21 protein-coding genes are annotated in these 24,758 nt (G+C 55.6%); 11 read left to right on the forward strand and 10 right to left on the reverse strand.

Annotated features, from left to right (window positions below; genetic code table 11):
- Positions 1-143: 143 nt before the first annotated feature.
- Both sulA and ompA read left to right on the forward strand, forming a co-directional pair.
- Positions 144-653: an SOS-induced cell division inhibitor SulA gene (gene sulA, locus AC27FC_RS12510; RefSeq protein WP_033145120.1), complete on the forward strand. Its 510-nt coding sequence runs from the start codon at positions 144-146 to the stop codon at positions 651-653.
- Between the two features lie 354 nt (positions 654-1,007).
- Positions 1,008-2,063 carry a porin OmpA gene (ompA, locus tag AC27FC_RS12515; protein WP_023311028.1) on the forward strand — a complete coding sequence of 352 codons (1,056 nt, stop codon included), beginning with the start codon at positions 1,008-1,010 and terminating at the stop codon, positions 2,061-2,063.
- 63 nt (positions 2,064-2,126) lie between these two features.
- Here ompA and matP read toward each other — a convergent pair whose 3' ends face one another.
- Positions 2,127-2,579 carry a macrodomain Ter protein MatP gene (gene matP, locus AC27FC_RS12520; RefSeq protein WP_032658161.1) on the reverse strand — a complete coding sequence of 151 codons (453 nt, stop codon included), beginning with the start codon at positions 2,577-2,579 and terminating at the stop codon, positions 2,127-2,129.
- A gap of 186 nt (positions 2,580-2,765) precedes the next feature.
- Here matP and AC27FC_RS12525 point away from each other — a divergent pair, with 186 nt between their 5' ends.
- Positions 2,766-4,526 (forward strand): AAA family ATPase, encoded by a 1,761-nt coding sequence (locus AC27FC_RS12525; protein WP_094934908.1) that lies wholly within the window; start codon positions 2,766-2,768, stop codon positions 4,524-4,526.
- A 68-nt stretch (positions 4,527-4,594) separates the two neighbouring features.
- Positions 4,595-5,113: a 3-hydroxyacyl-[acyl-carrier-protein] dehydratase FabA gene (gene fabA, locus AC27FC_RS12530; protein WP_008499931.1), complete on the forward strand. Its 519-nt coding sequence runs from the start codon at positions 4,595-4,597 to the stop codon at positions 5,111-5,113.
- Positions 5,114-5,184: 71 nt separating this feature from the next.
- On the opposite strand, the gene rmf is transcribed toward fabA, so the two are convergent.
- The 6 genes from rmf to rlmKL form a co-directional block, all read right to left on the reverse strand.
- Positions 5,185-5,352: a ribosome modulation factor gene (gene rmf / locus AC27FC_RS12535; protein WP_013097261.1), complete on the reverse strand. Its 168-nt coding sequence runs from the start codon at positions 5,350-5,352 to the stop codon at positions 5,185-5,187.
- A 255-nt stretch (positions 5,353-5,607) separates the two neighbouring features.
- Positions 5,608-6,174, reverse strand: a complete 567-nt coding sequence (pqiC, locus tag AC27FC_RS12540) for a membrane integrity-associated transporter subunit PqiC (protein ID WP_033145118.1) — start codon at positions 6,172-6,174, stop codon at positions 5,608-5,610.
- On the reverse strand, positions 6,171-7,811 hold the full coding sequence (gene pqiB, locus AC27FC_RS12545) for an intermembrane transport protein PqiB (protein ID WP_033145117.1): 1,641 nt from the start codon (positions 7,809-7,811) through the stop codon (positions 6,171-6,173). The genes pqiC and pqiB overlap by 4 nt, the downstream gene beginning before the upstream one ends.
- Positions 7,812-7,815: 4 nt before the next feature.
- Positions 7,816-9,069, reverse strand: a complete 1,254-nt coding sequence (gene pqiA, locus AC27FC_RS12550) for a membrane integrity-associated transporter subunit PqiA (RefSeq protein WP_487160225.1) — start codon at positions 9,067-9,069, stop codon at positions 7,816-7,818.
- A gap of 13 nt (positions 9,070-9,082) precedes the next feature.
- The gene (locus tag AC27FC_RS12555) at positions 9,083-10,990 is read right to left on the reverse strand and encodes an ABC transporter ATP-binding protein (protein ID WP_033145115.1); all 1,908 of its coding nucleotides are present in this window, start codon (positions 10,988-10,990) and stop codon (positions 9,083-9,085) included.
- A gap of 12 nt (positions 10,991-11,002) precedes the next feature.
- Positions 11,003-13,111, reverse strand: a complete 2,109-nt coding sequence (gene rlmKL, locus AC27FC_RS12560) for a bifunctional 23S rRNA (guanine(2069)-N(7))-methyltransferase RlmK/23S rRNA (guanine(2445)-N(2))-methyltransferase RlmL (protein ID WP_094934907.1) — start codon at positions 13,109-13,111, stop codon at positions 11,003-11,005.
- A gap of 98 nt (positions 13,112-13,209) precedes the next feature.
- On the opposite strand from rlmKL, the gene AC27FC_RS12565 reads away from it, so the two are divergent.
- The gene (locus AC27FC_RS12565) at positions 13,210-14,319 is read left to right on the forward strand and encodes a YcbX family protein (protein WP_094934906.1); all 1,110 of its coding nucleotides are present in this window, start codon (positions 13,210-13,212) and stop codon (positions 14,317-14,319) included.
- On the opposite strand, the gene zapC is transcribed toward AC27FC_RS12565, so the two are convergent.
- Positions 14,316-14,858, reverse strand: coding sequence for a cell division protein ZapC (gene zapC / locus AC27FC_RS12570; protein ID WP_023311020.1), 543 nt, complete (start codon positions 14,856-14,858; stop codon positions 14,316-14,318). The two genes, AC27FC_RS12565 and zapC, sit on opposite strands and share 4 nt — an antisense overlap.
- 165 nt (positions 14,859-15,023) lie before the next feature.
- Positions 15,024-16,034 carry a quinone-dependent dihydroorotate dehydrogenase gene (gene pyrD, locus AC27FC_RS12575; RefSeq protein ID WP_023311019.1) on the reverse strand — a complete coding sequence of 337 codons (1,011 nt, stop codon included), beginning with the start codon at positions 16,032-16,034 and terminating at the stop codon, positions 15,024-15,026.
- A 248-nt stretch (positions 16,035-16,282) separates the two neighbouring features.
- On the opposite strand from pyrD, the gene ssuE reads away from it, so the two are divergent.
- Genes ssuE through ssuB form a run of 5 tightly spaced genes read left to right on the forward strand, consistent with a single transcriptional unit; the run spans position 16,283 to position 20,523 of the window.
- On the forward strand, positions 16,283-16,858 hold the full coding sequence (gene ssuE / locus AC27FC_RS12580; protein WP_023335146.1) for an NADPH-dependent FMN reductase: 576 nt from the start codon (positions 16,283-16,285) through the stop codon (positions 16,856-16,858).
- Entirely contained in the window at positions 16,851-17,813 is a 963-nt protein-coding gene (locus tag AC27FC_RS12585; protein WP_039261603.1) for a sulfonate ABC transporter substrate-binding protein, read from the forward strand. Before ssuE ends, AC27FC_RS12585 begins: the two co-directional genes overlap by 8 nt.
- Positions 17,810-18,955 carry an FMNH2-dependent alkanesulfonate monooxygenase gene (gene ssuD, locus AC27FC_RS12590; protein WP_039261601.1) on the forward strand — a complete coding sequence of 382 codons (1,146 nt, stop codon included), beginning with the start codon at positions 17,810-17,812 and terminating at the stop codon, positions 18,953-18,955. Before AC27FC_RS12585 ends, ssuD begins: the two co-directional genes overlap by 4 nt.
- A 9-nt stretch (positions 18,956-18,964) precedes the next feature.
- Entirely contained in the window at positions 18,965-19,756 is a 792-nt protein-coding gene (gene ssuC / locus AC27FC_RS12595; RefSeq protein WP_023311016.1) for an aliphatic sulfonate ABC transporter permease SsuC, read from the forward strand.
- Positions 19,753-20,523, forward strand: coding sequence for an aliphatic sulfonates ABC transporter ATP-binding protein (gene ssuB, locus AC27FC_RS12600; protein WP_032658179.1), 771 nt, complete (start codon positions 19,753-19,755; stop codon positions 20,521-20,523). The genes ssuC and ssuB overlap by 4 nt, the downstream gene beginning before the upstream one ends.
- A 96-nt stretch (positions 20,524-20,619) precedes the next feature.
- On the opposite strand, the gene pepN is transcribed toward ssuB, so the two are convergent.
- Positions 20,620-23,232, reverse strand: coding sequence for an aminopeptidase N (gene pepN, locus AC27FC_RS12605; RefSeq protein ID WP_196354646.1), 2,613 nt, complete (start codon positions 23,230-23,232; stop codon positions 20,620-20,622).
- 255 nt (positions 23,233-23,487) lie between these two features.
- Here pepN and pncB point away from each other — a divergent pair, with 255 nt between their 5' ends.
- Positions 23,488-24,690 carry a nicotinate phosphoribosyltransferase gene (gene pncB / locus AC27FC_RS12610; protein ID WP_196354649.1) on the forward strand — a complete coding sequence of 401 codons (1,203 nt, stop codon included), beginning with the start codon at positions 23,488-23,490 and terminating at the stop codon, positions 24,688-24,690.
- Positions 24,691-24,758: the final 68 nt, after the last annotated feature.

A 24,758-nucleotide genomic window follows, 5' to 3' on the forward strand; every position in this document is an offset into this window, starting at 1 on the left:
CTTATTGCCGATGAGCAAGATGATTTTTCGAGGGACATCAACATTGAATGAATTTTGCGAGTCGCTTTCCGAAAATGAGGTTGATCTTTATGCATACAGGGGTTACTGTATATCCATACAGTAACTACAGGGCTGGAATGAATATGCACACTTCAGGCTATGCAAATCGCTCAACCTCTCTCTCTTCTACCGCAGGCAATGTCGCGCAGAATTCCGTCGAGCGTGTTTCCACGGGGCTTATCAGTGAAGTGGTTTATCGTGAAGACCAGCCCCTGTTGACGCAACTTCTGTTGTTGCCGTTATTACAACAGCTTGGTCAGCAATCGCGCTGGCAGCTTTGGCTCACGCCTCAGCAAAAACTGAGCCGTGAGTGGGTTCAGTCCGCAGGCCTTCCGCTTACTAAGGTCATGCAAATTAATCAGCTCCCGCCGTGCGACACCGTTGAGTCGATGATCCGCGCGTTACGCACCGGAAATTACAGCGTGGTGATTGGATGGTTACCGGAAGAATTGACGGAAGAGGAACATTTCCGTCTGACTGAAGCAGCCGAAGAAGGGAATGCGATCGGGTTCATTATGCGTCCGGTTCGATCGGATTCTTACCGCAGAGGACAACTTTCTGGGCTAAAAATTCACTCAAATTTGTATCATTGAGTGAAATTAAGATTTTTCCTGGAATTTTTTTTGACCACAAGATGGCATTAAAGTTCCCGGCCTGAAAATTGCGGCAAGGCTTGTCTGGTGCGGTTCTCCTTAATTTTATTGCACAAAATTCGTTCGAAAAATGTTAAATAATCGGTATACGGAACTTTTTTTTTCATATGCCTGACGGACTTCACACTTGTAAGTTTTCAGCTACGTTGTAGACTTTACATCGCCAGGGGTGCTCGGCCTAAGCCGAAGATATCGGTAGATTTATATTTGACCACGCCCCCCGGTGAAGGATTTAACCGTGATTCTCTCCTGAGACTTTCATGGCGAATTTTGGATGATAACGAGGCGCAAAAAATGAAAAAGACAGCTATCGCGATTGCAGTGGCACTGGCTGGCTTCGCTACCGTAGCGCAGGCCGCTCCGAAAGATAATACCTGGTATGCAGGTGGTAAACTGGGCTGGTCTCAGTTCCACGACACTGGCTGGTACAACAGCAGCCTGAACAATGATGGCCCAACTCACGAGAGCCAGCTTGGTGCAGGTGCGTTCGGTGGCTATCAGGTTAACCCGTATGTTGGTTTTGAAATGGGTTACGACTGGTTAGGTCGTATGCCATACAAAGGCGACACCATTAACGGCGCTTTCAAAGCACAGGGCGTTCAGCTGACCGCTAAACTGGGCTACCCAATCACTGACGATCTGGACGTGTACACCCGTCTGGGCGGCATGGTATGGCGCGCAGATTCCAGCAACAACATCTCTGGTGACAACCATGACACCGGTGTTTCCCCAGTATTCGCTGGTGGCGTTGAGTGGGCTATGACCCGTGACATCGCTACCCGTCTGGAATACCAGTGGGTTAACAACATCGGCGACGGCAACACCGTTGGTGTTCGTCCAGACAACGGCATGCTGAGCGTAGGTGTTTCCTACCGTTTCGGCCAGCAGGAAGAAGCAGCTCCAGTTGTTGCTCCAGCGCCGGCTCCAGCTCCAGAAGTACAGACCAAGCACTTCACTCTGAAGTCTGACGTTCTGTTCAACTTCAACAAAGCGACTCTGAAACCAGAAGGCCAGCAGGCACTGGATCAGCTGTACACCCAGCTGAGCAACCTGGATCCTAAAGACGGTTCCGTAGTGGTTCTGGGCTTCACCGACCGTATCGGTTCTGACGCTTACAACCAGAAACTGTCTGAGAAACGTGCTCAGTCTGTTGTTGATTACCTGATCTCTAAAGGTATCCCAGCTAACAAGATCTCCCCACGTGGTATGGGCGAATCTAACCCAGTTACTGGCAACACCTGTGACAACGTGAAAGCTCGCGCTGCACTGATCGACTGCCTGGCTCCAGATCGTCGCGTAGAGATCGAAGTTAAAGGCATCAAAGACGTTGTAACTCAGCCAGCGGCATAAGTTATCGTCTTATAAAAAAACCCCGCCATGCGGGGTTTTTTATTGTCTGAAGAAAAGAAAAATCTATTTTTTACCCAACAGAGCCTGAAGGTCGTTCTTCAGCGTCGACATCTGGTTGGCGTACTTCTCTTTATGTTCGGCATCCTCAATCAGCTGCACGATGGTTTCCGACAGCGTTTTGCCCCGTCGTTGTGCCAGCCCAGCCAGGCGTTGCCAGACAACGAACTCCAGGTCGATTGATTTTTTGCGAGTGTGCTGATGCTCAGCATTAAAATGCCGTTTGCGTCGCGCGCGGATAGTTTGCTTCATCCGGTTTAACAACGCGGGATTGATGTGTTTCTCGATCCAGCCGTTAACCTGTACCGGTTCATTTTCGAGGGTCAGCAAAATATCCACGGCTTCTTGCGCAGCGCTGGCTTCGACGTAGCAGGTGATCAGCTCCCCTTCACGGTGCTTTTTGACCAGGTACTTCCATTTCCAGCCGCTTTCGAGATTTTCCAGTTGTTGATATTTCATTGCGATCTCAGTGTTACCACGTAACTCTGTTCAGAATATCAGTTTTTTAGCAATCTGCTGAAAAGAAATCATATCCTGTGAGTGAATGCAGCCAATCGCCCTGTCGAAATCCCCAATCCTGCTTGGGTACAGCCCCCCGCTTACGGTATACTCCACGCTTTTACATCTGACTAAAAAACATCAACTTTGACCATTACGAAACTTGCATGGCGTGACCTTGTTCCGGATACCGAAAGTTACCAGGAACTGTTTGCACAGCCCGAACTCGCAAAAGAACACGAATTCATCCTTAGCGATACGCAGCCTCGTTTGCATTATGCGCTGGAGCAGGTGTTAAGCCCATGGGCAACAGCGCCCTTCATGCTGCTCAAGGCCCCGGAAGAAGCGGAATACCTGACGCTGCTCGGTGATGCCGTGCGCCAGCTGAAGCCGGAAGCGAACGCAGTTTTTGGCGGCCAGTATCGTATTGCGGGACATGATGTCACTTTCGAACCAACGGCGCAGGCCGATGGCCGTTTTGCCGCTAAGGGCGAAGTGATTACCGCTAACTGGGTCGAGGCGGAACAACTCTTTGGTTGTCTGCGCCAGTTTAACGGCGAACTTTCGCTGCAGCCGGGGCTGGTTCATCGCGCAAATGGCGGTGTTCTCATCATCTCACTGCGTACCCTGCTCTCGCAGCCGCTGCTGTGGATGCGTCTGAAAACTATCGTCAACCAGAAGCGTTTCGACTGGGTCGGCTACGATGAGTCTCGTCCTCTGCCTGTCTCTGTTCCGTCTATGCCGCTGTCGCTGACCGTCGTGCTGACGGGCGACCGCGAATCGCTGGCGGACTTCCAGGAAATGGAGCCGGAACTGGCTGAGCAGGCGGTGTATAGCGAATACGAAGACAATATCCAGATTGCCGATGCCGACGATATGGCGCAGTGGTGCCAGTGGGTGATGGCCGTTGCTGAGCGTTTTGCGCTGCCAACCCCTGCGGCTGACGCGTGGCCGGGCTTAATCCGCGAAGCGGTACGCTACACCGGTGACCAGGAAACGCTGCCGCTTTGCCCGCTCTGGATCGGCAAACAGCTGCGTGAAGTGGGTGTGATTAGCGGTAACGGGGCGTTCAGCGGAGAACAGCTCACTCAGATGCTGGCTCAGCGTGAGTGGCGAGAAGGCTATCTTGCCGACCGTATGCAGGATGAAATTCTGCTGGAACAAATTCTGGTGGAAACCGAAGGCGAACGCGTCGGGCAGATCAACGCCCTGTCGGTGATTGAATTTCCTGGCCATCCGCGCGCATTCGGGGAGCCGTCCCGTATCAGCTGCGTTGTGCACATTGGCGATGGCGAGTTCACCGATATTGAACGAAAAGCCGAGCTGGGCGGCAACATTCACGCGAAAGGCATGATGATCATGCAGGCGTTTTTGATGTCAGAGCTGCAGCTTGAGCAACAGATCCCCTTCTCCGCCTCGCTGACGTTTGAGCAGTCCTACAGCGAAGTGGATGGCGATAGCGCCTCTATGGCCGAGCTGTGCGCCTTAATCAGCGCCCTGGCGGAAGTGCCCATCAATCAGAACATCGCGATCACCGGTTCGGTGGACCAGTTCGGTCGTGCACAGCCAGTGGGAGGCCTCAACGAAAAAATTGAAGGCTTCTTCTCTATCTGTCAGCAGCGCGGTTTAAACGGCAAACAGGGTGTGATTATTCCTGCTCCCAACGCACGCCATTTGAGCCTCAGCCAGGATATTCTGGATGCGGTTGAGCAAGAGCAATTCACCATCTGGGCCATCGAAGGGATTGAGGATGCGCTACCCTTACTGACAAATCTGGTTTGGGATGGCGAAGGGCAAACCACCCTGATGCAGACTATCCAGGAGCGCATAGCTCAGGCGACACAGCAGGATTCTCGTCATCGTTATCCATGGCCGTTACGCTGGCTGGGCTGGTTTAGTTCGAACTGATCGGACTTGTTCAGCGTACACGTGTTAGCTATCCTGCGTCCTTCACTAAAATAAGGCTTACTGAGAACATGGTAGATAAACGCGAATCCTATACAAAAGAAGATCTTCTTGCCTCTGGTCGCGGTGAACTGTTTGGCGCTAAAGGCCCACAGTTACCGGCCCCGAACATGCTGATGATGGACCGTGTCGTGAAAATGACCGAAACCGGCGGCAACTTCGATAAGGGTTACGTAGAAGCAGAACTCGATATCAACCCGGACCTGTGGTTCTTCGGTTGCCACTTTATTGGCGATCCGGTAATGCCTGGCTGTCTGGGCCTGGATGCCATGTGGCAGCTGGTTGGCTTCTATCTGGGCTGGCTGGGCGGCGAAGGTAAAGGCCGCGCGCTGGGCGTGGGCGAAGTAAAATTCACTGGCCAGGTTCTGCCTACGGCGAAGAAAGTGACCTATCGTATTCACTTCAAGCGCATCGTTAACCGCCGCCTGATTATGGGCCTGGCAGATGGCGAAGTGCTGGTCGACGGTCGCCTGATCTATAGCGCAAGCGACCTGAAAGTTGGCCTGTTCCAGGATACTTCAGCTTTCTGATCGTGCTTTTGGCACCCCCAAAAAGGCGAAACCTCCGCATTGCGGAGGTTTCTTTTTTGAAAGAGACGTTATCAGGCTATGAGTGCCCTGTCGCCGATGGCTTCTCGCCAGCCTCCAAGCCATTGTGACCTTTGATTTATCGTCTGATAAGGACACATTTCTTTAGAACGTCCAGCGATGCCGGCCTGATAACCACGTTGATGAGCCCGTTCCAGGCGATCTCGTTTCTGTCTCTTCATGCCTCGTTTCCCTCATTCTTTTGTCTGGTGGAAAGAAAACAGTGTCTGCACTCAATGCACAGGCACAGATAACGAATACCCCGAATTAGTCGCATCGTCAATGTTCAAAATTCATACGGGTGTCATATTTGTGAGCTAGCCGGAAGTTCATTTGTACAAAAATTGTGACGTGGCACAAGTAACAATCTGAAGTGAAAACGAAAAAAAACCGCAATCAGCGACAGGCCAACTGCGGTTTTTGATGATGAATTTTACTTATGGCAGACGGGAAATTTCTCTCGCGATGCTGGCCGACTCCTGTGCCCAACCCTGAGCCAGGACTTTCACCATTTCGTCATAGCCATCTTTCTGCTGCTTCAGCTCCAGATGGAAAGGACGCTTAATCAGCTGCCCCTGATGGTTCAGCAACCACTCCCCGCTGATCACCACCGCACCGTCATAGCGGCCGTGGAAGCCCGTGACCGTGACGTTAAGCGTATCCTGGTCGTTACCCAGCGGCTGCGACGCGACAACCCAGCCCGGAAGCTGGCTGCCCAGATTGGCCACCAGCGTGTTACGCAGCTGCTGATCCAGCGGGCTGGCCCACAGGTTGTTCGTCGCAATCACGTATTTAACGTCGCTGGTCTGATAGACCACGCCGTTTCCTGCCAGATAATCCGGCACGGCAACCTGCTCAACCCACAGCTGGCGGTTTCCCTGGCTGGCCGTGCTTTGTCCACCGCTGTGGGTAGACACAGGCAGCTGATAGTAGCTTTTATTATCTACCCCTGAACTGCACGCCGTTAACAGCAGAGCGCCAACCATCAATAGCCACTTTTTCATTCTTTTGCCCTCTTCGGCTCAGGATCCTTTTTATCTTTCGCTTCGAACACCAGCGCATTGCTCTTCTCGTTGAGCGTTTTCAGCACCGGCTGCAGTTCACGCAAGACCTGATCAAGACGCTGCATATCTGCCACCATCTTGTTGTACGCCGCTGAACCCGGCTGGAAGCCCTGCATACTGCGGTTCAGCTCACGTAGCGTTTTCTGCATATCCTGCGGCAGCTGCTGCATGCTCTGGCTCGCAGTGATCTTGTTGATGTTATCCAGCGTGGTTTGCAGGCGACGCATCGTTGCCTGGCTTTCGCTCAGCGAGTTCGTCGCCGCTTCAATCATCGGATTCAGTGGCAGATTGTTGATCTTATCCAGCGTTTCCATCAGACGCTGCTGGATCTGAGCCAGACCGCTGCTCACCGTTGGGATGATCTTGTAGCCACCAAATTCACGAATACCGGTAATCGGCGGTGCTTTCGGGTAGAAGTCCATATCCACATACAGCGCACCGGTCACCAGATTACCCGTCTTCAAGGATCCACGCAGACCGCGGTCCATCAGTTGACTGATATGGGTGGCAATATCCTGATTCTCGCCAATCTGGTTAAGCAGACGTTCCGGCTCGATGCGGATCAGCACCGGAATACGATAATCATCGTCCAGCATCTGGCTCAGGCCCGGAACAAAGAACGGAACTTGCCCAACCGTACCAAGACGAATACCACGGAACTCAACGGGCGCGCCCGGCTGCAGGCCGCGGACGGAATCTTTGAAGAACATCAGGAAGTCGATGTGATCGGTATAAAGCGCGTCCTGAATGCTTCGCTGATCGTCAAAGAGTCTGAACGCCGTTTTCTCGGCAACCGGCTGCCCCAGATCCTGCCCTTCCGGCACATCAAAGCTCACCCCACCGCCAAACAGCGTGGTTAAGGAACCCATTTCTACGCGCATCCCCGCCGACGTAAGATCGACCGCGATCCCGCTGTCCTTCCAGAAGCGAACGTTGCTGGTCACCAGACGATCGTTTGGCGCATTGATGAAAAGCTGATAGCTGATGGTACGCTTTTGCGCATCGAAGGTGCTGGTTTCAACGGAACCGACGCGGTAGCCGCGGAACAGTACCGGGTCACCCGCCGTAAGCTGGCCTGCTTTTTTGCTGTCGAGGATCACGCGGATACCCTTGGCATCAGGCGGCGCAAGCGGCGGTGAGTCGAGAAGCTGATATTGCCCAGGCTGGCTGCCCTTCGTGCCGGGCTGCAGTTCAATATAGGCCCCGGAGAGCAGCGTCCCTAAGCCGCTGATCCCTTCGCGCCCCACCTGCGGTTTAACCACCCAGAAAACGGAATCGCCATGCAGCAGTTTTTCCATGCCGGCATTAAGGCGCGCCTTAATCTCCACATGGGTTAAATCGTCGGTCAGGGTTGCGCTTTCGACCACGCCCACATCCACGCTACGGCTTTTGATGGTCGTTTTACCGCCCTCAATCCCCTCGGCATTGGTGGTTATCAGCGTGACTTCCGGTCCCTGATGGCTGTAATGATAAAACAGGATCCATGCACCGATCAGCGCGGTCACGATGGGGAAAATCCACACCGGCGACCAGTTTTTGACCTTCTGCACTTTCGCCTCTCCACTCTTATTTTCCATGCTCTTACTCTTCCTCATGGCTTGATTCAGGCTCACGATCCCACGATAAACGAGGGTCGAAGGTCATGGCCGCAAACATGGTCATAATCACGACCAGTGCAAACATTAAAGCCCCCATCGCGGGATAAATACTCATCAAACCGCCCATCCGCACCAGTGCAGAGAGAACGGCGATGACAAACACGTCAATCATTGACCAGCGTCCGACAAACTCGACCACTTCATAAATCAGGTGCATGCGTTCGCTGTCGCGTTTTCCATGACCCTTCGCATCCCAACAGAGCCAGGCGATGGCGATCATTTTTAAGGTTGGCACCATAATACTGGCGATAAAGATCACGCCGGCGACAGGATAGGAACCTTCGCCCCACAGCAGGATCACCCCGGCGAGGATCGTCGAGGGCATTTTATCGCCGAGCAAATCGGTGATCATGATCGGTAGAATATTGGCAGGCAGATACAGCATGATGGAGGTGACCAGCAGGGCCATCGTCCACTGAAGGCTATTTTTACGGCGTACGTGACCCTTCGTTTCGCAGCGCGGACAAACGTCGAGATCGGCGGGCAGCACGGCGGTGCAGCATGGGCAGGAACGCAGCCCCTGACGAATGCCGGGCACGCCGACTTTTACCGTCTGCGCAAGCGTCGGTGCCGGGGCGATATCATCCCACGCCCAGCGTCTGTCCACGCACTGGAAGGCACGCAGCTGCAGGACACAGTACAGGCACCACGGAACAAAGCTGCTGCCGATCCCCACGTCGCCGTACGCCATGAGCTTCACGAAACTGACCAGAATGCCCGCCAGAAAGATCTCGGCCATGCCCCAGCTTTTAAGCTGAAAAAGGATACGCGCGAGCCGGATTTTCAATGATGAGGGCATCCTGACGTGGTTGACCAGCAAAAGGATAACGACCAGGCAAAAAGCCGGGACTATCTGGACAAACAGGAGAAAAAAGGTGCCGAGGCTGGCGTAATCTTCCGAGAACATCACGCCCGGGATTTCAAGCAGATCCACCTGGCTGGTTATCCCTCCCACCTTCATATAGATGAAAGGGAAGAGATTGGAGAGCAGCAGCATGAACAATGCTGCCAGAGCGTAAGCAGTGGGACGCTGCCGCGGCGCGTCCCACTCGGTTGTCAACGTTGCGCCGCAACGTGGACACAGGGCTTTATGTCCGTGACCAAGCTCTGGCAACGCCACGAGCATATCGCATTGCGAGCATAAAATATGCCTGTCGGCATGGTGCTGGTCACACATATGTTATCCCTGTCTATGCGCCGTTTTTCAGAGACTCAAGGTACTCCCAGCGCTCAAATGCTTCTTCCAGGGCTTTTTCAGCCGCGGACAGTTCAGCCAGTACTTTCTGAGTATAGTCATGCGATTGGGTAAAGAATGACGCATCAGCGACCTGTTTTTGCAGATCCTCAAGCGCGGCCTCCAGCTCTTCAAGACGCTGCGGTAGCCCCTCCAGTTCGCGCTGCAGGTTATAGCTTAGTTTAGCCGAGGTTTTCTTGACAGTTTCTGCTTTTGTTACAGCAGGTTCTGAACTTATTTTGGACTTTGACTGTTTCTGCGCCAGAGACTGCGATTGCTGCCCTTTTGCATCGTGATAACCACCTACGTATTGTCCAATTCGCCCTTCACCTTCGAAGATCCAGCACTCGGTTACGGTGTTATCCACGAACTGACGATCGTGGCTGACCAGCATTACGGTCCCCTGATAACCGTCAATCAATTCTTCAAGCAATTCCAGCGTTTCGACATCCAGGTCGTTCGTTGGTTCATCGAGAATCAACAGGTTACTTGGTTTCAGGAACAAACGCGCCAGCAGCAGACGATTACGCTCTCCGCCAGATAACGCACGCACTGGGGTCATCGCACGTTTCGGATGGAACAGGAAGTCCTGCAGATAGCCCAGTACGTGGCGCGGTTTGCCGTTTACCATTACCTCTTGCTTGCCTTCGGCGAGGTTATCCATCACCGTGCGGTCCGGATCCAGCTCCGCGCGGTGCTGGTCGAAGTAGGCCACTTCCAGCTTAGTCCCACAGTGAATGCGGCCGCTGTCGGCCTGCAGCTGGCCCAGCATCAGCTTCAGCAGCGTGGTTTTACCGCAGCCGTTCGGGCCGATAAGCGCAATTTTGTCGCCGCGCTGCACCTGGGCGGAGAAATCTTTCACCAGCACTTTGCCATCAACCTGATAGTTGACGTTTTCCATTTCGAAGACAATCTTGCCGGAACGGGACGCTTCTTCCACCTGCATTTTGGCGCTGCCCATCACTTCACGGCGTTCGCTGCGCTCACGGCGCATTGCCTTCAGAGCGCGCACGCGGCCTTCGTTACGGGTACGGCGGGCCTTGATGCCCTGGCGGATCCACACCTCTTCCTGCGCCAGCTTGCGGTCGAACTCCGCATTCTGCAGCTCTTCCACGCGCAGGTTTTCTTCTTTCTCCAGCAGATAGGTGTCGTAATCGCCAGGATAGGTGACCAGCTTGCCGCGGTCGAGATCGACAATACGCGTCGCCATGTTGCGAATAAACGAACGGTCGTGCGAGATAAAGATGATGGTGCCGCTGAAGGTTTTCAGGAAGCCTTCCAGCCAGTCAATCGCTTCGATATCCAGGTGGTTCGTCGGTTCGTCCAGCAGCAGCACCTTCGGCCCGCTGACCAGCGCGCGGCCCAGGGCCGCTTTACGCAGCCAGCCGCCGGAGAGCGCCGACAGCTCCATGTCCGCTTCCAGACCAAGCTGGGCCAGAACCTCGTTAATGCGGTTTTCAAGCTGCCACAGACCGTGGTGATCGAGCATCTCCTGCACTTTCGCCAGTTCGTTGAGGTTCTTGTCGCTCGGGTCGGTCATCACCAGATGCGAAATCTCGTGATAGCGCTTCAGGTATTCGGCCTGCTCAGAAATGCCTTCCGCCACGAAATCGTAAACGCTGCCGGTCACGTGACGCGGCGGGTCCTGCTGGAGACGGGAGACGATCAGATCCTGCTCGTAAACGATGCGACCGTCATCCAGCCCCTGTTCGCGGTTGAGGATTTTCATCAGCGTGGATTTACCCGCGCCGTTACGGCCCACCAGACAGACGCGCTCGTTATCTTCGATATGCAGCTCTGCATTATCGAGAAGCGGCGAGTCGCTGAAAGAGAGCCACGCGCCGTGCATACTAATTAAAGACATTTATTTTTCCTTTCAGGCCGCGGTAATCAACCAGCAGTTATGAATTTGACGGTTACGGGCAAAGTCCTGAGACAGCGTTTTTTGGCTGATTTCTTGTGCTTTCAGTCCCAGGGCTGCTAAGCCGTCATGATCCATACGGAAGCCGCGTTTGTTGTTCGAGAACATAATGGTACCGCCCTTACGCAGCAGGCGCTTCAGGTCGGTCATCAGGCGCAGGTGATCACGTTGAACGTCAAAGCTATCCTCCATGCGCTTGGAGTTGGAGAAGGTCGGCGGATCGATAAAGATCAGGTCGAACTGCTCGTCAGTATCACGCAGCCAGCCCAGCACGTCGGCCTGCATCAGTCGGTGCTGACGTCCGGTCAGCCCGTTAAGACGCAGGTTGCGCTCCGCCCACTCCAGATAGGTGCGGGACATATCCACCGTGGTGGTGCTCCGCGCACCGCCCAGACCCGCATGCACGCTCGCGCTGCCGGTATAGGAGAACAGGTTGAGGAAATCTTTGCCCTTGCTCATATGGCCCAGCATGCGACGCGCGATACGGTGGTCGAGGAACAGGCCGGTATCCAGATAGTCGGTCAGGTTGACCCACAGGCGAGCGTTGTATTCGCCCACTTCGATAAAATCACCCTTCTCGCCCATCTTCTGATACTGATTTTTTCCTTTCTGACGCTCGCGGGTTTTCAGCACCAGCTTGTTCGGCGCAATGCCGAGCACGGCGATGGTGGCCGCGATAACGTCCAGCATGCGCTGACGCGCTTTTTGCGCATCAATGGTTTTCGGTGGCGCATATTCCTGAATCACCACCCAGTCCGCGTAGCGGTCAACCGCCACGTTGTACTCCGGCAGGTCGGCGTCGTACAGGCGGTAGCATTCAATCCCTTCCTGCTTCGCCCACTTTTCATATTTTTTCAGGTTCTTGCGCAGGCGGTTGGCGTAATCCTCCGCCACGCCGGAAGGCTTACTGTCCGCCGCTTTCTCCGCCAGATGGTAGTTTTTCTGCACGCAGTCCAGCGGGCCGTTTTTCGCCTTAAACTGGCGATCGGCACGCAGCTGCAGGCAGCTCAGCAGCTCCGGCGAGGCGCTAAACAGCGACAGGTTCCAGCCGCCGAAGTAGTCCTTCATATTGCGCCCCAGCAGGCTGTGCAGGGCAATCAGCGCCGGCTCGCTGTCCAGACGCTCGCCGTATGGCGGGTTGCTGATCACGGTACCGTACGGGCCTTTTGGCAGCGGGTTGGTCAGGTTCGCCACGTCTTTCACCTCGAAGGTGACCAGCTCGCCGATACCGGCGCGACGGGCGTTGCTGCGCGCGCGTTCGATTACGCGCGGGTCACTGTCCGAACCGTAGAAGTGGGAGGTATACTCCGCCAGACCTTTACGCGCGCGGGTCTGCGCGTCGTCTTTGACCTCTTTCCAGAGCGCTTCGTCGTGCTGGGCCCAGCCTTTAAAGCCCCAGTGACCGCGATGCAGGCCCGGCGCGCGGTCGGTTGCCAGCATGGCCGCTTCAATCAGCAACGTACCGGAACCGCACATCGGATCGAGCAGCGGCGTGCCCGGCTGCCAGCCGGAGCGCATCACAATAGCGGCAGCCAGGGTTTCTTTAATTGGCGCCATACCGGTACGATCGCGGTAGCCGCGCAGGTGCAGGCCCGCGCCGCTCAGATCGAGAGAAATACTCGCCGTGTCGCCGTTGAGCCAGACGTTAATACGCAGATCCGGATTTTCGCGATCGACGTTCGGACGTTCCTTATTTTTACGCGTGAAGCAGTCCACAATGGCGTCTTTGACGCGCAGGGCACCGTACTGGCTGTTGCGGATCTCGTCGTTCACGCCGTTGAAATGCACCGCAAAGGTGGCATTAGGCGTGAAGATCTCTGTCCAGTCGATCATCTGTACGCCGGTATAGAGGTCCAGGTCGCTATAGACCTTGCACTCCTTCATCGGCAGCATGATGCGCGACGCCAGACGGCTCCACATCAGGCTCTGGTAAATAAGCCGCGTGTCGCCCTCAAAATGGACACCACCCTGAACCACCTGGCACTCTTGCGCGCCCAGGCTTTCCAGTTCAGTTTTTAACAGCTCTTCCAGCCCACGGGCCGTACTGGCAAACAGAGAATTCATATCGTCACTTTTACTCTTAGAAAATTGTCGCGCATTATAGCTAATATGGCGTGTATGTCATAAAGTTGAAGGCTTATTTTCATTTGTGGGAGTGTGCAGTGGCGACGTTATCCAGGCTTTTTATTCATCCGGTGAAATCCATGCGCGGCATCGGCGTCTCTCACGCGCTGGCCGACATGAGCGGATTCGCCTTCGATCGTATTTTTATGGTCACCGAGCCTGACGGCACGTTCATCACCGCACGCCAGTTCCCGCAGATGGTTCGCTTTACCCCTTCCCCGCTTCATGACGGTTTGCACCTTACCGCGCCGGACGGTTCCAGCGCGGTCATTCGCTTTGCTGATTTTGCGCCTGTCGATGCGCCAACGGAAGTGTGGGGCAATCATTTTACCGCGCGAATCGCCCCGGATGAAATTAACCGCTGGCTGAGCGGTTTCTTCTCCCGCGACGTGCAGCTGCGCTGGGTAGGTCCTGAACCGACGCGTCGCGTGAAGCGCCACGACGCCGTTCCCCTCTCCTTCGCCGATGGTTTCCCGTTCCTGCTGACTAACGAAGCCTCGCTGCGTGATTTACAAGTCCGCTGCAAGGCCAGCGTTCAGATGGAACAGTTCCGTCCGAACCTGGTGGTCACGGGCGCCGACGCCTGGGAAGAAGACACCTGGAAAGTGATCCGCATCGGCAGCGTCATCTTTGATGTCGTAAAACCCTGCAGCCGCTGCATTTTCACCACGGTGAGCCCTGAGAAAGGCCAGAAGCACCCTTCCGGCGAACCGCTGAAGACGCTGCAGTCTTTCCGCACCGCGCAGGACAACGGCGATGTGGATTTCGGCCAGAACCTGATCCCTCGCTCCAGCGGTGCAATCCGCGTCGGTGATGAGGTAGAAATTCTTGCCAGAGGGCTTGCAAAAGCGTACGGCTCGGGTCAGGAAGAAGAAATGGTCGACGTTGTGACAAATGTCGCCTCTGCGGTAGATATTCACTGGCAGGGCAACGTCATCCGTGGCAACAACCAGCAGGTATTGCTTGAGCAACTGGAGCAGGCAGGTATTCGCGTACCCTATTCCTGTCGCGCAGGCATTTGCGGATGCTGCCGCATCAGGCTGGTGGATGGAGAGGTTAGTGCGCTGAAAAAATCGGCAATTGGAAATGACGGCACAATTCTGTGCTGTAGCTGCATACCGAAAACGTCCGTACAGCTGGAAGCTTAAACCGCCTGTTCAAGGCTGAAGGAATCTACGCGCAGCTGCGGCTTCAGCCGGTCATTCATCACTTTAATGGCATCGCCAAGCTGCATCGTCCGCCCGGCAATGGTTACGCCGGGCTGTGCCAGCAGGCAGAGCGCAGCATTTTCACCAGGCTCAACCACCAGCAGGCTCACCTCTTCTGCGGTATCGCTCAGATTGACGCTGGCCGCGTCACCCGTTGCCGGGGTCCAGCTCATACCATGCGCAAGAAAATGCCAGCTTTTTGGCATTTGCGGTTTCAGGAAGCGGATAGCCACCAGCGCATTTAATACCAGCTCGGCACGCTGCTCTTTAGAGAGCACCAGATCGCGGCATTTTTCTTCAAAGGAGAAATAAAGCGCCGCATCGTCAACGCAAAAGCCCGACGGGGAAAATGCATCCGGGGTTAACATTCGGCGGGCAAAACGAGAACGAAACAACATGCCATTGGCTAAATCGAGCATCATTCGGTCATGCTCGTCGCAAAAATACCAGCGCCAGTTATCGTCAGGTTTAATTCGCATGTGTCTCTCCCGTCCCCAAACGTCCTGTACTAAAAATGTCCTGTTTGCCGCCTCGTTTATAACACCATTAATAAAAGACTATAATGACTAAATAAGCAACAGTGACGGAATATAAAACAACCAGGGCTGGAAATAAAGCCCTGGTTGTCTGATTAAGAGAAAAGATTAGATATGAGTAACGATTTCTTTAATCAGCGGCGGTCCTTTAAAAATAAAGCCGGAATAGATTTGCACCAGTGACGCACCTGCCGCCATCTTCTCGCGCGCAGCAATCACTGAGTCAATGCCGCCGACACCAATAATCGGCAGACGTCCTTTTAATTCTGCAGACAGGGCGCGAATAATTTCGGTGCTTTTTAATTGCACCGGACGTCCACTTAACCCACCCGCTTCGTCACAGTTTTTCATTCCCTGCACGAGGGAACGATCGAGAGTGGTATTGGTCGCAATAACACCATCAATATTATGGCGAACCAAACTGTCGGCAACCTGGATCAATTCTTCAGGAGAAAGATCCGGGGCGATCTTAACCGCGACCGGAACATATTTATGGTGGATCGTCTGGAGTTCATTTTGTTTATTTTTAATGGCACTCAGAAGATCGTCCAGCGCTTCGCCATATTGTAAGGAACGCAGACCCGGAGTATTGGGTGAAGAAATATTCACCGCAATATAACCGGCATAGGCGTAGACTTTTTCCATACAAATCAGATAGTCATCTTTACCCTGCTCTACCGGCGTGTCTTTATTTTTACCGATATTGATGCCTAATATTCCGTCAAAATGGGCTTTTTTTACGTTCTCAACCAGGTGATCAACACCGAGGTTATTAAAGCCCATGCGGTTGATCAGCCCTTCGGCTTCAACCAGGCGGAACAGGCGCGGCTTGTCATTTCCCGGCTGCGGGCGCGGCGTGACGGTACCGATTTCAATGGAGCCAAAGCCCATCGCGCCCAGGGCATCAATGCACTCGCCATTTTTGTCCAGACCGGCCGCCAGACCCAGCGGATTCTTAAAGGTCAGACCCATGCACTGCACAGGTTTTTCCGGCACATTCTGACGCACCAGAGCGGCCAGCGGCGTTCCGGTAATACGACGTAATTGCTGGAATGTAAATTCATGAGCGCGCTCAGGGTCGAGCTGGAAAAGGGCTTTACGAACGAAGGGGTAGTACATGAACTCTCCTGGATTCCCGGTGTGCAAACCGGGAGGGGATTATGGGCGATCCACGCGCGAAAGGGAATTGACCTGCGGCAAAAAATCAGCGTAAAACGCAATCGTTTACCTCCCCGTCTATTTCTTATGCACTTTTTCGCATTTTAATTGCAGATAAATCATTTAGTGGAATAACCGCGCGGTGTCACACTCCTGAAAATTGTTATGAATGTTAGATAAAAGCAAACAATTGGTTATAAGGAGGAAGTATGCGCGTCATTACCCTGGCCGGAAGTCCACGATTCCCTTCGCGCTCCAGCGCCCTGCTGGAATATGCCCGCGAAAAACTCAATGCCCTGGATGTGGAAGTGTGCCACTGGAACCTGCATAACTTCGAACCTGAAGATCTGCTCTACGCCCGCTTCGACAGCCCAGCGCTGAAAACGCTCATCGAGCAGCTTAACGGCGCTGACGGCTTAATTGTGGCAACACCTATTTATAAAGCCTCTTTTTCCGGGGCGCTGAAAACCCTGCTCGATCTGCTTCCGGAACGCGCCCTGGACGGCAAAGTCGTGCTGCCGCTGGCAACGGGCGGTACGGTTGCCCATTTACTGGCCGTGGATTATGCCCTGAAGCCGGTGCTGAACGCGCTGAAAGCGCAGGAGATCCTCCACGGCGTTTTCGCAGATGACTCCCAGGTTATCGATTATCAACATAAACCTCATTTTACGCCGAACCTGCAAACCCGCCTCGATACTGCCCTGGAAACCTTCTGGCATGCCCTGCACCGCCGGGATATCCAGGCCCCGGCGTTTGGTCAGCCTCAAGGAGTCGCACATGTTTAAAACGTTAACCCGCATCGGCCTGGCAGGTCTGATGGCGCTTACCTCGCTGGCCCATGCCGCAGAAGCGGCTCCGGAAAGTTTGCGCATTGGCTATCAGAAAGGCAGCGTCAGCATGGTGCTGGCGAAAAGCCACCAGCTTCTGGAAAAACGCTTCCCGGACACCAAATTCTCGTGGGTGGAATTCCCGGCTGGCCCGCAGATGCTGGAGGCCCTGAACGTCGGCAGTATCGATCTCGGCAGCACGGGTGATATTCCGCCGATATTCGCCCAGGCGGCGGGAGCGGACCTCGTCTATGTTGGCGTTGAGCCGCCCAAACCGAAGGCCGAAGTGATCCTGGTGCCTGAAAACAGCGACATTAAAAGCGTCGCCGATCTTAAAGGGCATAAAGTGGCTTTCCAGAAAGGTTCCAGCTCGCACAACCTGCTGCTGCGTGCCCTGCAGGAAGCCGGGCTGAAGTTCACTGACATTCAGCCCGTTTACCTGACGCCTGCCGACGCGCGCGCCGCGTTCCAGCAGAAGAACGTTGATGCCTGGGCCATCTGGGATCCGTACTACTCCGCCGCATTGCTGCAGGGCGGCGTTCGCGTGCTGAAAGACGGTACCACGCTGAAGCAGACCGGCTCGTTCTATCTGGCCGCGCGTCCTTATGCGGAAAAGAACGGCGCATTTATTCAGGGCGTACTGGATACCTTTACCCAGGCCGATGCGCTGACCCAGACCCAGCGTCAGGAGAGCATTGCACTGCTGGCGAAAACCATGGGCTTACCTGAGCCGGTGATCGCGAGCTATCTCAACCACCGTCCGCCGACCACCATTACGCCCGTGGACGCGCACGTCGCCGCGCTTCAGCAACAAACGGCTGACCTTTTCTATCAAAACCACCTGGTGCCAAAACAGGTCACTATTCGCGAACGCATCTGGCAGCCCGCGGGCAAAGAAGGAGCTAAATCATGAGTCTGAATCTTTTCTGGTTTTTACCCACCCACGGTGATGGACACTATCTTGGTACAGAAGAGGGCTCGCGCCCGGTTGACCACGGCTACCTGCAGCAGATTGCGCAGGCGGCGGACCGAATCGGTTTCACCGGGGTGCTGATCCCGACCGGACGTTCATGTGAAGATGCCTGGCTGGTCGCCGCGTCGATGATCCCGGTCACCCAGCGTCTGAAGTTCCTGGTTGCCTTACGCCCGAGCGTTGTCTCCCCCACCGTGGCGGCGCGTCAGGCGGCAACGCTGGACAGGCTGTCCAACGGCCGCGCCCTGTTTAACCTGGTGACGGGCAGCGATCCGCAGGAGCTGGCGGGCGATGGGGTGTTCCTCGACCATACCGAGCGCTACGAAGCTTCCGCCGAGTTCACCCGCGTCTGGCGACGTCTGCTGGAAGGTGAAACCGTCACCTTTGAAGGCAAGCATATTCACGTTCGTGACGCGAAGCTCTACTTCCCACCGGTGCAGCAGCCGCGACCGCCGCTCTATTTTGGCGGATCGTCGGATGTGGCCCAGGATCTGGCGGCAGAACAGGTCGATCTCTATCTGACCTGGGGCGAACCGCCTGAGCTGGTGAAAGAAAAAATTGCCCAGGTACGCGCTAAAGCGGCCGCCCATGGGCGCAAGGTGCGCTTCGGCATTCGTCTGCACGTAATTGTGCGGGAAACCAATGAAGAAGCCTGGCAGGCCGCCGACCGCCTGATCTCCCACCTGGACGATGAGACCATCGCCAGGGCGCAGGCCGCGTTTGCGAAAACCGACTCCGTCGGACAGCACCGAATGGCGTCCCTGCACAACGGCAAGCGCGAGAACCTGGAGATTAGCCCGAACCTGTGGGCGGGCGTTGGCCTGGTGCGCGGCGGGGCGGGCACGGCGCTGGTCGGCGACGGACCGACCGTAGCCGCCCGGATTAATGAATACGCAGACCTGGGTATCGACAGCTTTATTCTCTCCGGTTATCCGCATCTCGAAGAGGCGTACAAGGTGGGCGAGCTGTTATTCCCGCATCTGGATGTCGCCATCCCGGAGATTCCGCAGCCGCAGCGGCTTCAGCTTCAGGGCGAAGCCGTGGCGAACGAGTTTATTCCACGCAAAGCCGCACAGAGCTAAGGAGTGATCATGTCTGCCACCTCCCAAAAATGGCTGCTGCGCGCCGCGCCGTGGTTTTTACCCGTCGGCATTGTGGCTCTCTGGCAGCTCGCGTCGTCCACCGGCTGGCTGTCGAGCCGCATTCTGCCCTCTCCGGAGGGCGTCGTAGAAGCGTTCTGGTCGCTGAGCGTCAGCGGTGAGCTGTGGCAGCATCTGGCGATCAGCTCCTGGCGCGCCGTGATTGGGTTTTCCATCGGCGGCAGCATCGGTCTGGTTCTGGGCCTGATCAGCGGCCTTTCCCGCTGGGGCGAGCGGCTGCTGGATACCTCTATTCAGATGCTGCGCAACGTGCCGCATCTGGCGCTGATCCCGCTGGTTATCCTGTGGTTTGGTATTGATGAGAGCGCCAAGATCTTCCTCGTGGCGCTGGGCACACTGTTCCCGATTTACATCAACACCTGGCACGGCATCCGCAATATCGATCGCGGTCTGGTGGAGATGGCGCGCAGCTATGGCTTATCGGGTTTTTCCCTCTTTATTCACGTGATTCTGCCGGGCGCCCTGCCCTCCATTATGGTCGGGGTGCGTTTTGCGCTCGGCCTGATGTGGCTGACGCTGATTGTGGCGGAGACCATCTCGGCCAACTCAGGTATTGGCTATCTGGCGATGAACGCCCGCGAATTCCTGCAAACGGACGTGGTGGTGGTTGCCATCATTCTGTATGCCCTGCTCGGCAAGCTCGCCGACGTCAGCGCCCAGTGGCTGGAGCGCAGCTGGCTGCGCTGGAACCCGGCCTATACCCTTCAGGAGGCGAAAGCATGAATACTGCACGACTGAACCAGGGAACGCCGTTACTGCTGAACGGCGTGACCAAACGCTACGGCGAAAACACCATTCTTAACGGGCTGGATCTGCATATTCCCGCCGGACAATTTGTGGCCGTTGTCGGGCGCAGCGGCGGCGGCAAGAGTACCCTGCTACGACTTCTGGCCGGGCTGGAAGCCCCCAACGGCGGTGACATTCTGGCAGGAACGACGCCGCTTTCGAATATTCAGGACGATACCCGCATGATGTTTCAGGATGCACGCCTGCTGCCGTGGAAAACGGTTATCGACAATGTCGGGCTCGGTCTTAAGGGCAGCTGGCGGGATGAAGCCCGCCAGGCGCTTGCCGCCGTTGGGCTGGAAAATCGTGCGGGTGAATGGCCTGCCGCCCTCTCGGGCGGGCAGAAGCAGCGCGTGGCGCTGGCGCGGGCGTTGATTCACCGTCCGGGCCTGCTGTTGCTTGATGAACCGCTCGGCGCGCTCGACGCCCTGACGCGGATCGAAATGCAGGATTTGATTGGATCTCTGTGGCAGGCGCACGGCTTTACGGTACTGCTGGTGACGCATGACGTGAGCGAGGCCGTCGCGATGGCTGACCGGGTGCTGCTAATTGAGGACGGGAAAATAGGTCTGGATCTGACGGTGGATCTTCCGCGGCCTCGCCGCGTGGGCTCGGCAAGGCTGGCGGAGCTGGAAGCTGAGGTATTGGATCGGGTGATGAAGCGCGGGGGGACGGAGTTACAGCGAGCCAAGGCTAATGCCTGATGCCCTCACCCCGGCCCTCTCCCACGGGGAGAAAACACAAAAAACGGCAACCGAGGTTGCCGTTCTGCTTTTACCTGCCCACAGGGCAATTTCTTATTACGCTAAGGCTTTAGCAATCTTCTCGTACAAATCACCAGACAGGTTCTCCAGCCCTTTCAGCTGCTCAAGCGCGGCACGCATCTTCGCCTGACGCTTCGCATCGTAGCGTTTCAAACGGATCAGCGGCTCAATCAGGCGCGACGCCACCTGCGGGTTACGGCTGTTCAGCTCGGTCAGCATTTCCACCATGAACTGATACCCGCTGCCGTCTTCGGCGTGGAACGCGGCCGGGTTGCTGCTGGCAAACGCGCCAATCAGAGAACGCACGCGGTTTGGGTTGCTCAGGGTAAAGGAGCGATGCTTCAGCAGGCTGCGCACGTTGCTGAGCGCATCGGCCGCCGGGCTGGTCGCCTGCAGGATGAACCATTTGTCCATCACCAGGCCATCCTGATGCCACTTGTCGTCGTACTCCTGCATTAACGCATCACGGCACGGCAGTTCAGCGGCAACGCTTGCACCCAGCGCGGCCAGGGCGTCGGTCATGTTATCCGCTTCGTGGTACTGCTTGCTCACCAGAGTGTTCGCCAGCTCGGTTTCACCAAACGCCAGATAGCGCAGGCAGGTATTGCGCAGAGAACGTTTGCCAATGTCCGCGTGCTCAACGCGATAAGCGTCAAGCTTGTTGGCGTTATATATAGCCAGGAACTCATCGGCCAGCTCAGCAGCCAGCGTACGGGTCAGCGCTTCACGCACCGCCACGATGGCAATCGGGTCGATGATGTCAAACAGCTCGGCGATTTCAGTCGCTGACGGCAGGGTCAGAATTTCAGCGGCCAGGGCCGGGTCAATCTTCTCATCCAGCAGGATCGCGCGGAACGCGTCAGCCACATGGACAGGCAGCGACAGCGGCTGGCCCTGCTGATGACGGTTTACGTTGAGCTTAATGTAGGTCGCCAGCAGGCTTTGCGCCGCGTCCCAGCGGGAGAAGTCGTTACGCGCGTGACGCATCAGGAACGTCAGCTGCTGATCGCTCCACTTATACTCCAGCTTCACTGGCGCGGAGAATTCGCACAGCAGCGCAGGCACCGGCTGGAAGTAGACGTTATCGAAGATAAAGGTCTGCTCGGCCTGGGTCACGTTCAGCACGTGATGTACCGGGTGACCGCCCTTCTGGAGCGGGATGACTTTGCCTTCGTTATCGTACAGCTCAATGCTGAACGGAATATGCAGCGGATATTTCTCTTCCTGCTCCGCCGTCGGCGGCGTGCGCTGGCTGATGGTCAGGGTGTACTGCTCGGTTTCCGGATTGTAATCGTCTTTGACGGTGACAATTGGCGTACCGGCCTGGCTGTACCAGCGGCGGAAGTGAGAGAGATCGACATTAGAGGCATCTTCCATCGCCTGCACAAAATCGTCGCAGGTGGCCGCGCTGCCGTCATGACGCTCGAAGTACAGCTGCATCCCTTTCTGGAAGTTCTCCTCGCCCAGCAGGGTGTGGATCATGCGGATAATTTCAGCACCCTTCTCGTACACCGTCAGGGTGTAGAAGTTGTTCATCTCGATGACTTTATCCGGGCGGATCGGGTGCGCCATTGGGCTGGCATCTTCCGCAAACTGCAGACCACGCATGGTACGCACGTTGTTGATGCGGTTCACCGCGCGTGAACCCAGGTCGGAGCTGAACTCCTGATCGCGGAAGACGGTCAGGCCTTCTTTCAGGCTCAGCTGGAACCAGTCGCGGCAGGTGACGCGGTTACCGGTCCAGTTGTGGAAATATTCGTGGCCGATAACGCGTTCGATATCAAGGTAGTCTTTGTCCGTTGCGGTATCGGTACGCGCCAGCACGTATTTGGAGTTAAAGACGTTAAGGCCTTTGTTCTCCATTGCGCCCATGTTGAAGAAATCGACGGCGACGATCATATAGATGTCGAGGTCATATTCGAGGCCAAAGCGCTCTTCGTCCCACTTCATGGAGTTGATGAGGGAGGTCATCGCCCACGGCGCGCGGTCAAGGTTGCCGCGGTCAACAAACAGCTCCAGCGCCACCTCGCGGCCTGAGCGCGTTTTGAAGGTGTCGCGCAGCACATCGAAGTCCCCCGCCACCAGCGCAAACAGGTAGCACGGTTTCGGGAAGGGATCCTGCCACTGCACCCAGTGACGACCATTCTCCAGCTCGCCTTCGCCTACGCGGTTACCGTTGGAGAGCAGGAAAGGATACAGGGTTTTATCGGCGATGATTTTGGTGGTGAAGCGCGCCAGGACGTCCGGACGGTCGAGATACCAGGTTATGTGGCGGAACCCTTCCGCTTCACACTGGGTACACAGCGCCACGCCCGACTGGTAAAGCCCTTCCAGCGCGGTGTTGGCGGCCGGGCTGATTTCATTCACGATGCGCAGCGTAAACTGTTCCGGCAGGTTGTCGATGACCAGCTGGTTGTTTTCTTCTTTATAGTCTGACCAGGCTTCATCATTAATATGCAGGGAGACCAGCGTCAGGTCTTCACCATCCAGACGCAGCGGCACCGCAGTTGCGCTATGGCGCGTCACCTGGCTCACCGCCGTGACAACGGTTTTTGTTGCATCCAGGTCAAAAGTCAGATCGATTTCGCTAATCAGGTAATCCGGCGCACGGTAGTCGTGGCGGTATTTGGCTTGTGGCTGTTGTGTCATAGAAAACCTTATGCATCGTTTGTCGAGTAACGTTTCAATATATTCCTGTTGCGCAAATCGCGCTATGCAGAATGTTCATCTTTTCAGGGTCAAAACCTTTTTTTTGCTACATTTGTATAACACGGGGCACAAAATGCCCTCGACCATAAAACGCGCTTATGTTGTGATCGGGGTTCAATAAATCACTAAACAAGGTATACTCCGGAGTTGTTTATTGTACTAAACGCTCCTGTGAGAGGATGCTACTGCGCACCTATGACTCAATTCGCTTCTCCAGTTCTGCATACGTTGCTGGATACCGACGCGTATAAACTGCATATGCAGCAAGCCGTTTTCCACCACTACTATGACGTTCACGTCGCGGCGGAATTCCGCTGTCGTGGCGACGACTTGCTCGGTATCTACGCAGACGCCATTCGTGAACAGGTCGATGCTATGCAGCATCTGACGCTGCAGGACGAGGAATATCAGTGGCTTTCTGGCCTGCCTTTCTTCAAAGCCGACTACCTGAACTGGCTGCGCGATTTCCGCTATAAGCCGGAGCAGGTCAGCGTGGTTAACGATAATGGCAAGCTGGATATTCGCCTTGAAGGTCCGTGGCGGGAAGTGATCATGTGGGAAGTGCCGCTTCTGGCGGTGATCAGTGAACTGGCTCACCGCTACCGTTCGCCGGAAAAAGGCGTCGAGCAGGCGGTCGCCGCGCTGGAAAATAAACTCGCAGCCTTCTCCACGCTGACCGAAGGGATGGACTTGTCCCGCTTCCGCCTGATGGACTTTGGCACGCGTCGCCGTTTCTCGCGTGACGTTCAGGAGGCCATCGTTAAACGTCTGCAGCAGGAGCCGTGGTTCGTGGGCACCAGCAACTACGATCTGGCACGCCGCCTCAGCCTGACGCCAATGGGCACCCAGGCACACGAGTGGTTCCAGGCGCATCAGCAGATCAGCCCCGATCTGGCTAACAGCCAGCGCGCGGCGCTGGCCGCATGGCTTGAAGAGTACCCGAATCAGCTCGGAATTGCCCTCACCGACTGTATTACGATGGATGCTTTCCTGCGCGACTTTGGTCCCGAGTTCGCTGAACGTTACCAGGGGTTACGCCACGACTCCGGGGATCCGGTTGAATGGGGCGAGAAAGCCATTGCCCATTACGAAAAACTCGGCATTGACCCGATGAGCAAGGTGCTGGTCTTCTCGGATAATCTCGACCTGGCGAAAGCGGTCGGCCTCTATCGCCATTTCAACACCCGGGTGAACCTGAGCTTCGGGATTGGTACCCGTTTGACCTGCGATATTCCTCAGGTAAAACCTCTGAATATCGTCATCAAACTGGTGGAATGTAACGGCAAGCCGGTGGCGAAACTCTCCGACAGCCCGGGTAAAACCATCTGCCATGACAAAGCGTTTGTCCGCGCATTGCGCAAAGCGTTCGATCTCCCCTTGATCAAAAAAGCCAGTTAAGCGCTTACGGGAGCCTTTATGGCTCCCTTCTTCTTATTTATTTCTCAATTCTTCTCTTTTGACTGCGA

Source organism: Enterobacter sp. C3_dUdeg (assembly GCF_057536195.1).

Coding starts and splice junctions, on each gene's coding strand:
- sulA (WP_033145120.1), top strand. CDS start 144: ATGCACACTTCAGGCTATGCAAATCGCTCAACCTCTCTCTCTTCTACC.
- ompA (WP_023311028.1), top strand. CDS start 1,008: ATGAAAAAGACAGCTATCGCGATTGCAGTGGCACTGGCTGGCTTCGCT.
- matP (WP_032658161.1), bottom strand. CDS start 2,579: ATGAAATATCAACAACTGGAAAATCTCGAAAGCGGCTGGAAATGGAAG.
- fabA (WP_008499931.1), top strand. CDS start 4,595: ATGGTAGATAAACGCGAATCCTATACAAAAGAAGATCTTCTTGCCTCT.
- rmf (WP_013097261.1), bottom strand. CDS start 5,352: ATGAAGAGACAGAAACGAGATCGCCTGGAACGGGCTCATCAACGTGGT.
- pqiC (WP_033145118.1), bottom strand. CDS start 6,174: ATGAAAAAGTGGCTATTGATGGTTGGCGCTCTGCTGTTAACGGCGTGC.
- pqiB (WP_033145117.1), bottom strand. CDS start 7,811: ATGGAAAATAAGAGTGGAGAGGCGAAAGTGCAGAAGGTCAAAAACTGG.
- pqiA (WP_487160225.1), bottom strand. CDS start 9,069: ATGTGTGACCAGCACCATGCCGACAGGCATATTTTATGCTCGCAATGC.
- AC27FC_RS12555 (WP_033145115.1), bottom strand. CDS start 10,990: ATGTCTTTAATTAGTATGCACGGCGCGTGGCTCTCTTTCAGCGACTCG.
- rlmKL (WP_094934907.1), bottom strand. CDS start 13,111: ATGAATTCTCTGTTTGCCAGTACGGCCCGTGGGCTGGAAGAGCTGTTA.
- zapC (WP_023311020.1), bottom strand. CDS start 14,858: ATGCGAATTAAACCTGACGATAACTGGCGCTGGTATTTTTGCGACGAG.
- pyrD (WP_023311019.1), bottom strand. CDS start 16,034: ATGTACTACCCCTTCGTTCGTAAAGCCCTTTTCCAGCTCGACCCTGAG.
- ssuE (WP_023335146.1), top strand. CDS start 16,283: ATGCGCGTCATTACCCTGGCCGGAAGTCCACGATTCCCTTCGCGCTCC.
- AC27FC_RS12585 (WP_039261603.1), top strand. CDS start 16,851: ATGTTTAAAACGTTAACCCGCATCGGCCTGGCAGGTCTGATGGCGCTT.
- ssuD (WP_039261601.1), top strand. CDS start 17,810: ATGAGTCTGAATCTTTTCTGGTTTTTACCCACCCACGGTGATGGACAC.
- ssuC (WP_023311016.1), top strand. CDS start 18,965: ATGTCTGCCACCTCCCAAAAATGGCTGCTGCGCGCCGCGCCGTGGTTT.
- ssuB (WP_032658179.1), top strand. CDS start 19,753: ATGAATACTGCACGACTGAACCAGGGAACGCCGTTACTGCTGAACGGC.
- pepN (WP_196354646.1), bottom strand. CDS start 23,232: ATGACACAACAGCCACAAGCCAAATACCGCCACGACTACCGTGCGCCG.
- pncB (WP_196354649.1), top strand. CDS start 23,488: ATGACTCAATTCGCTTCTCCAGTTCTGCATACGTTGCTGGATACCGAC.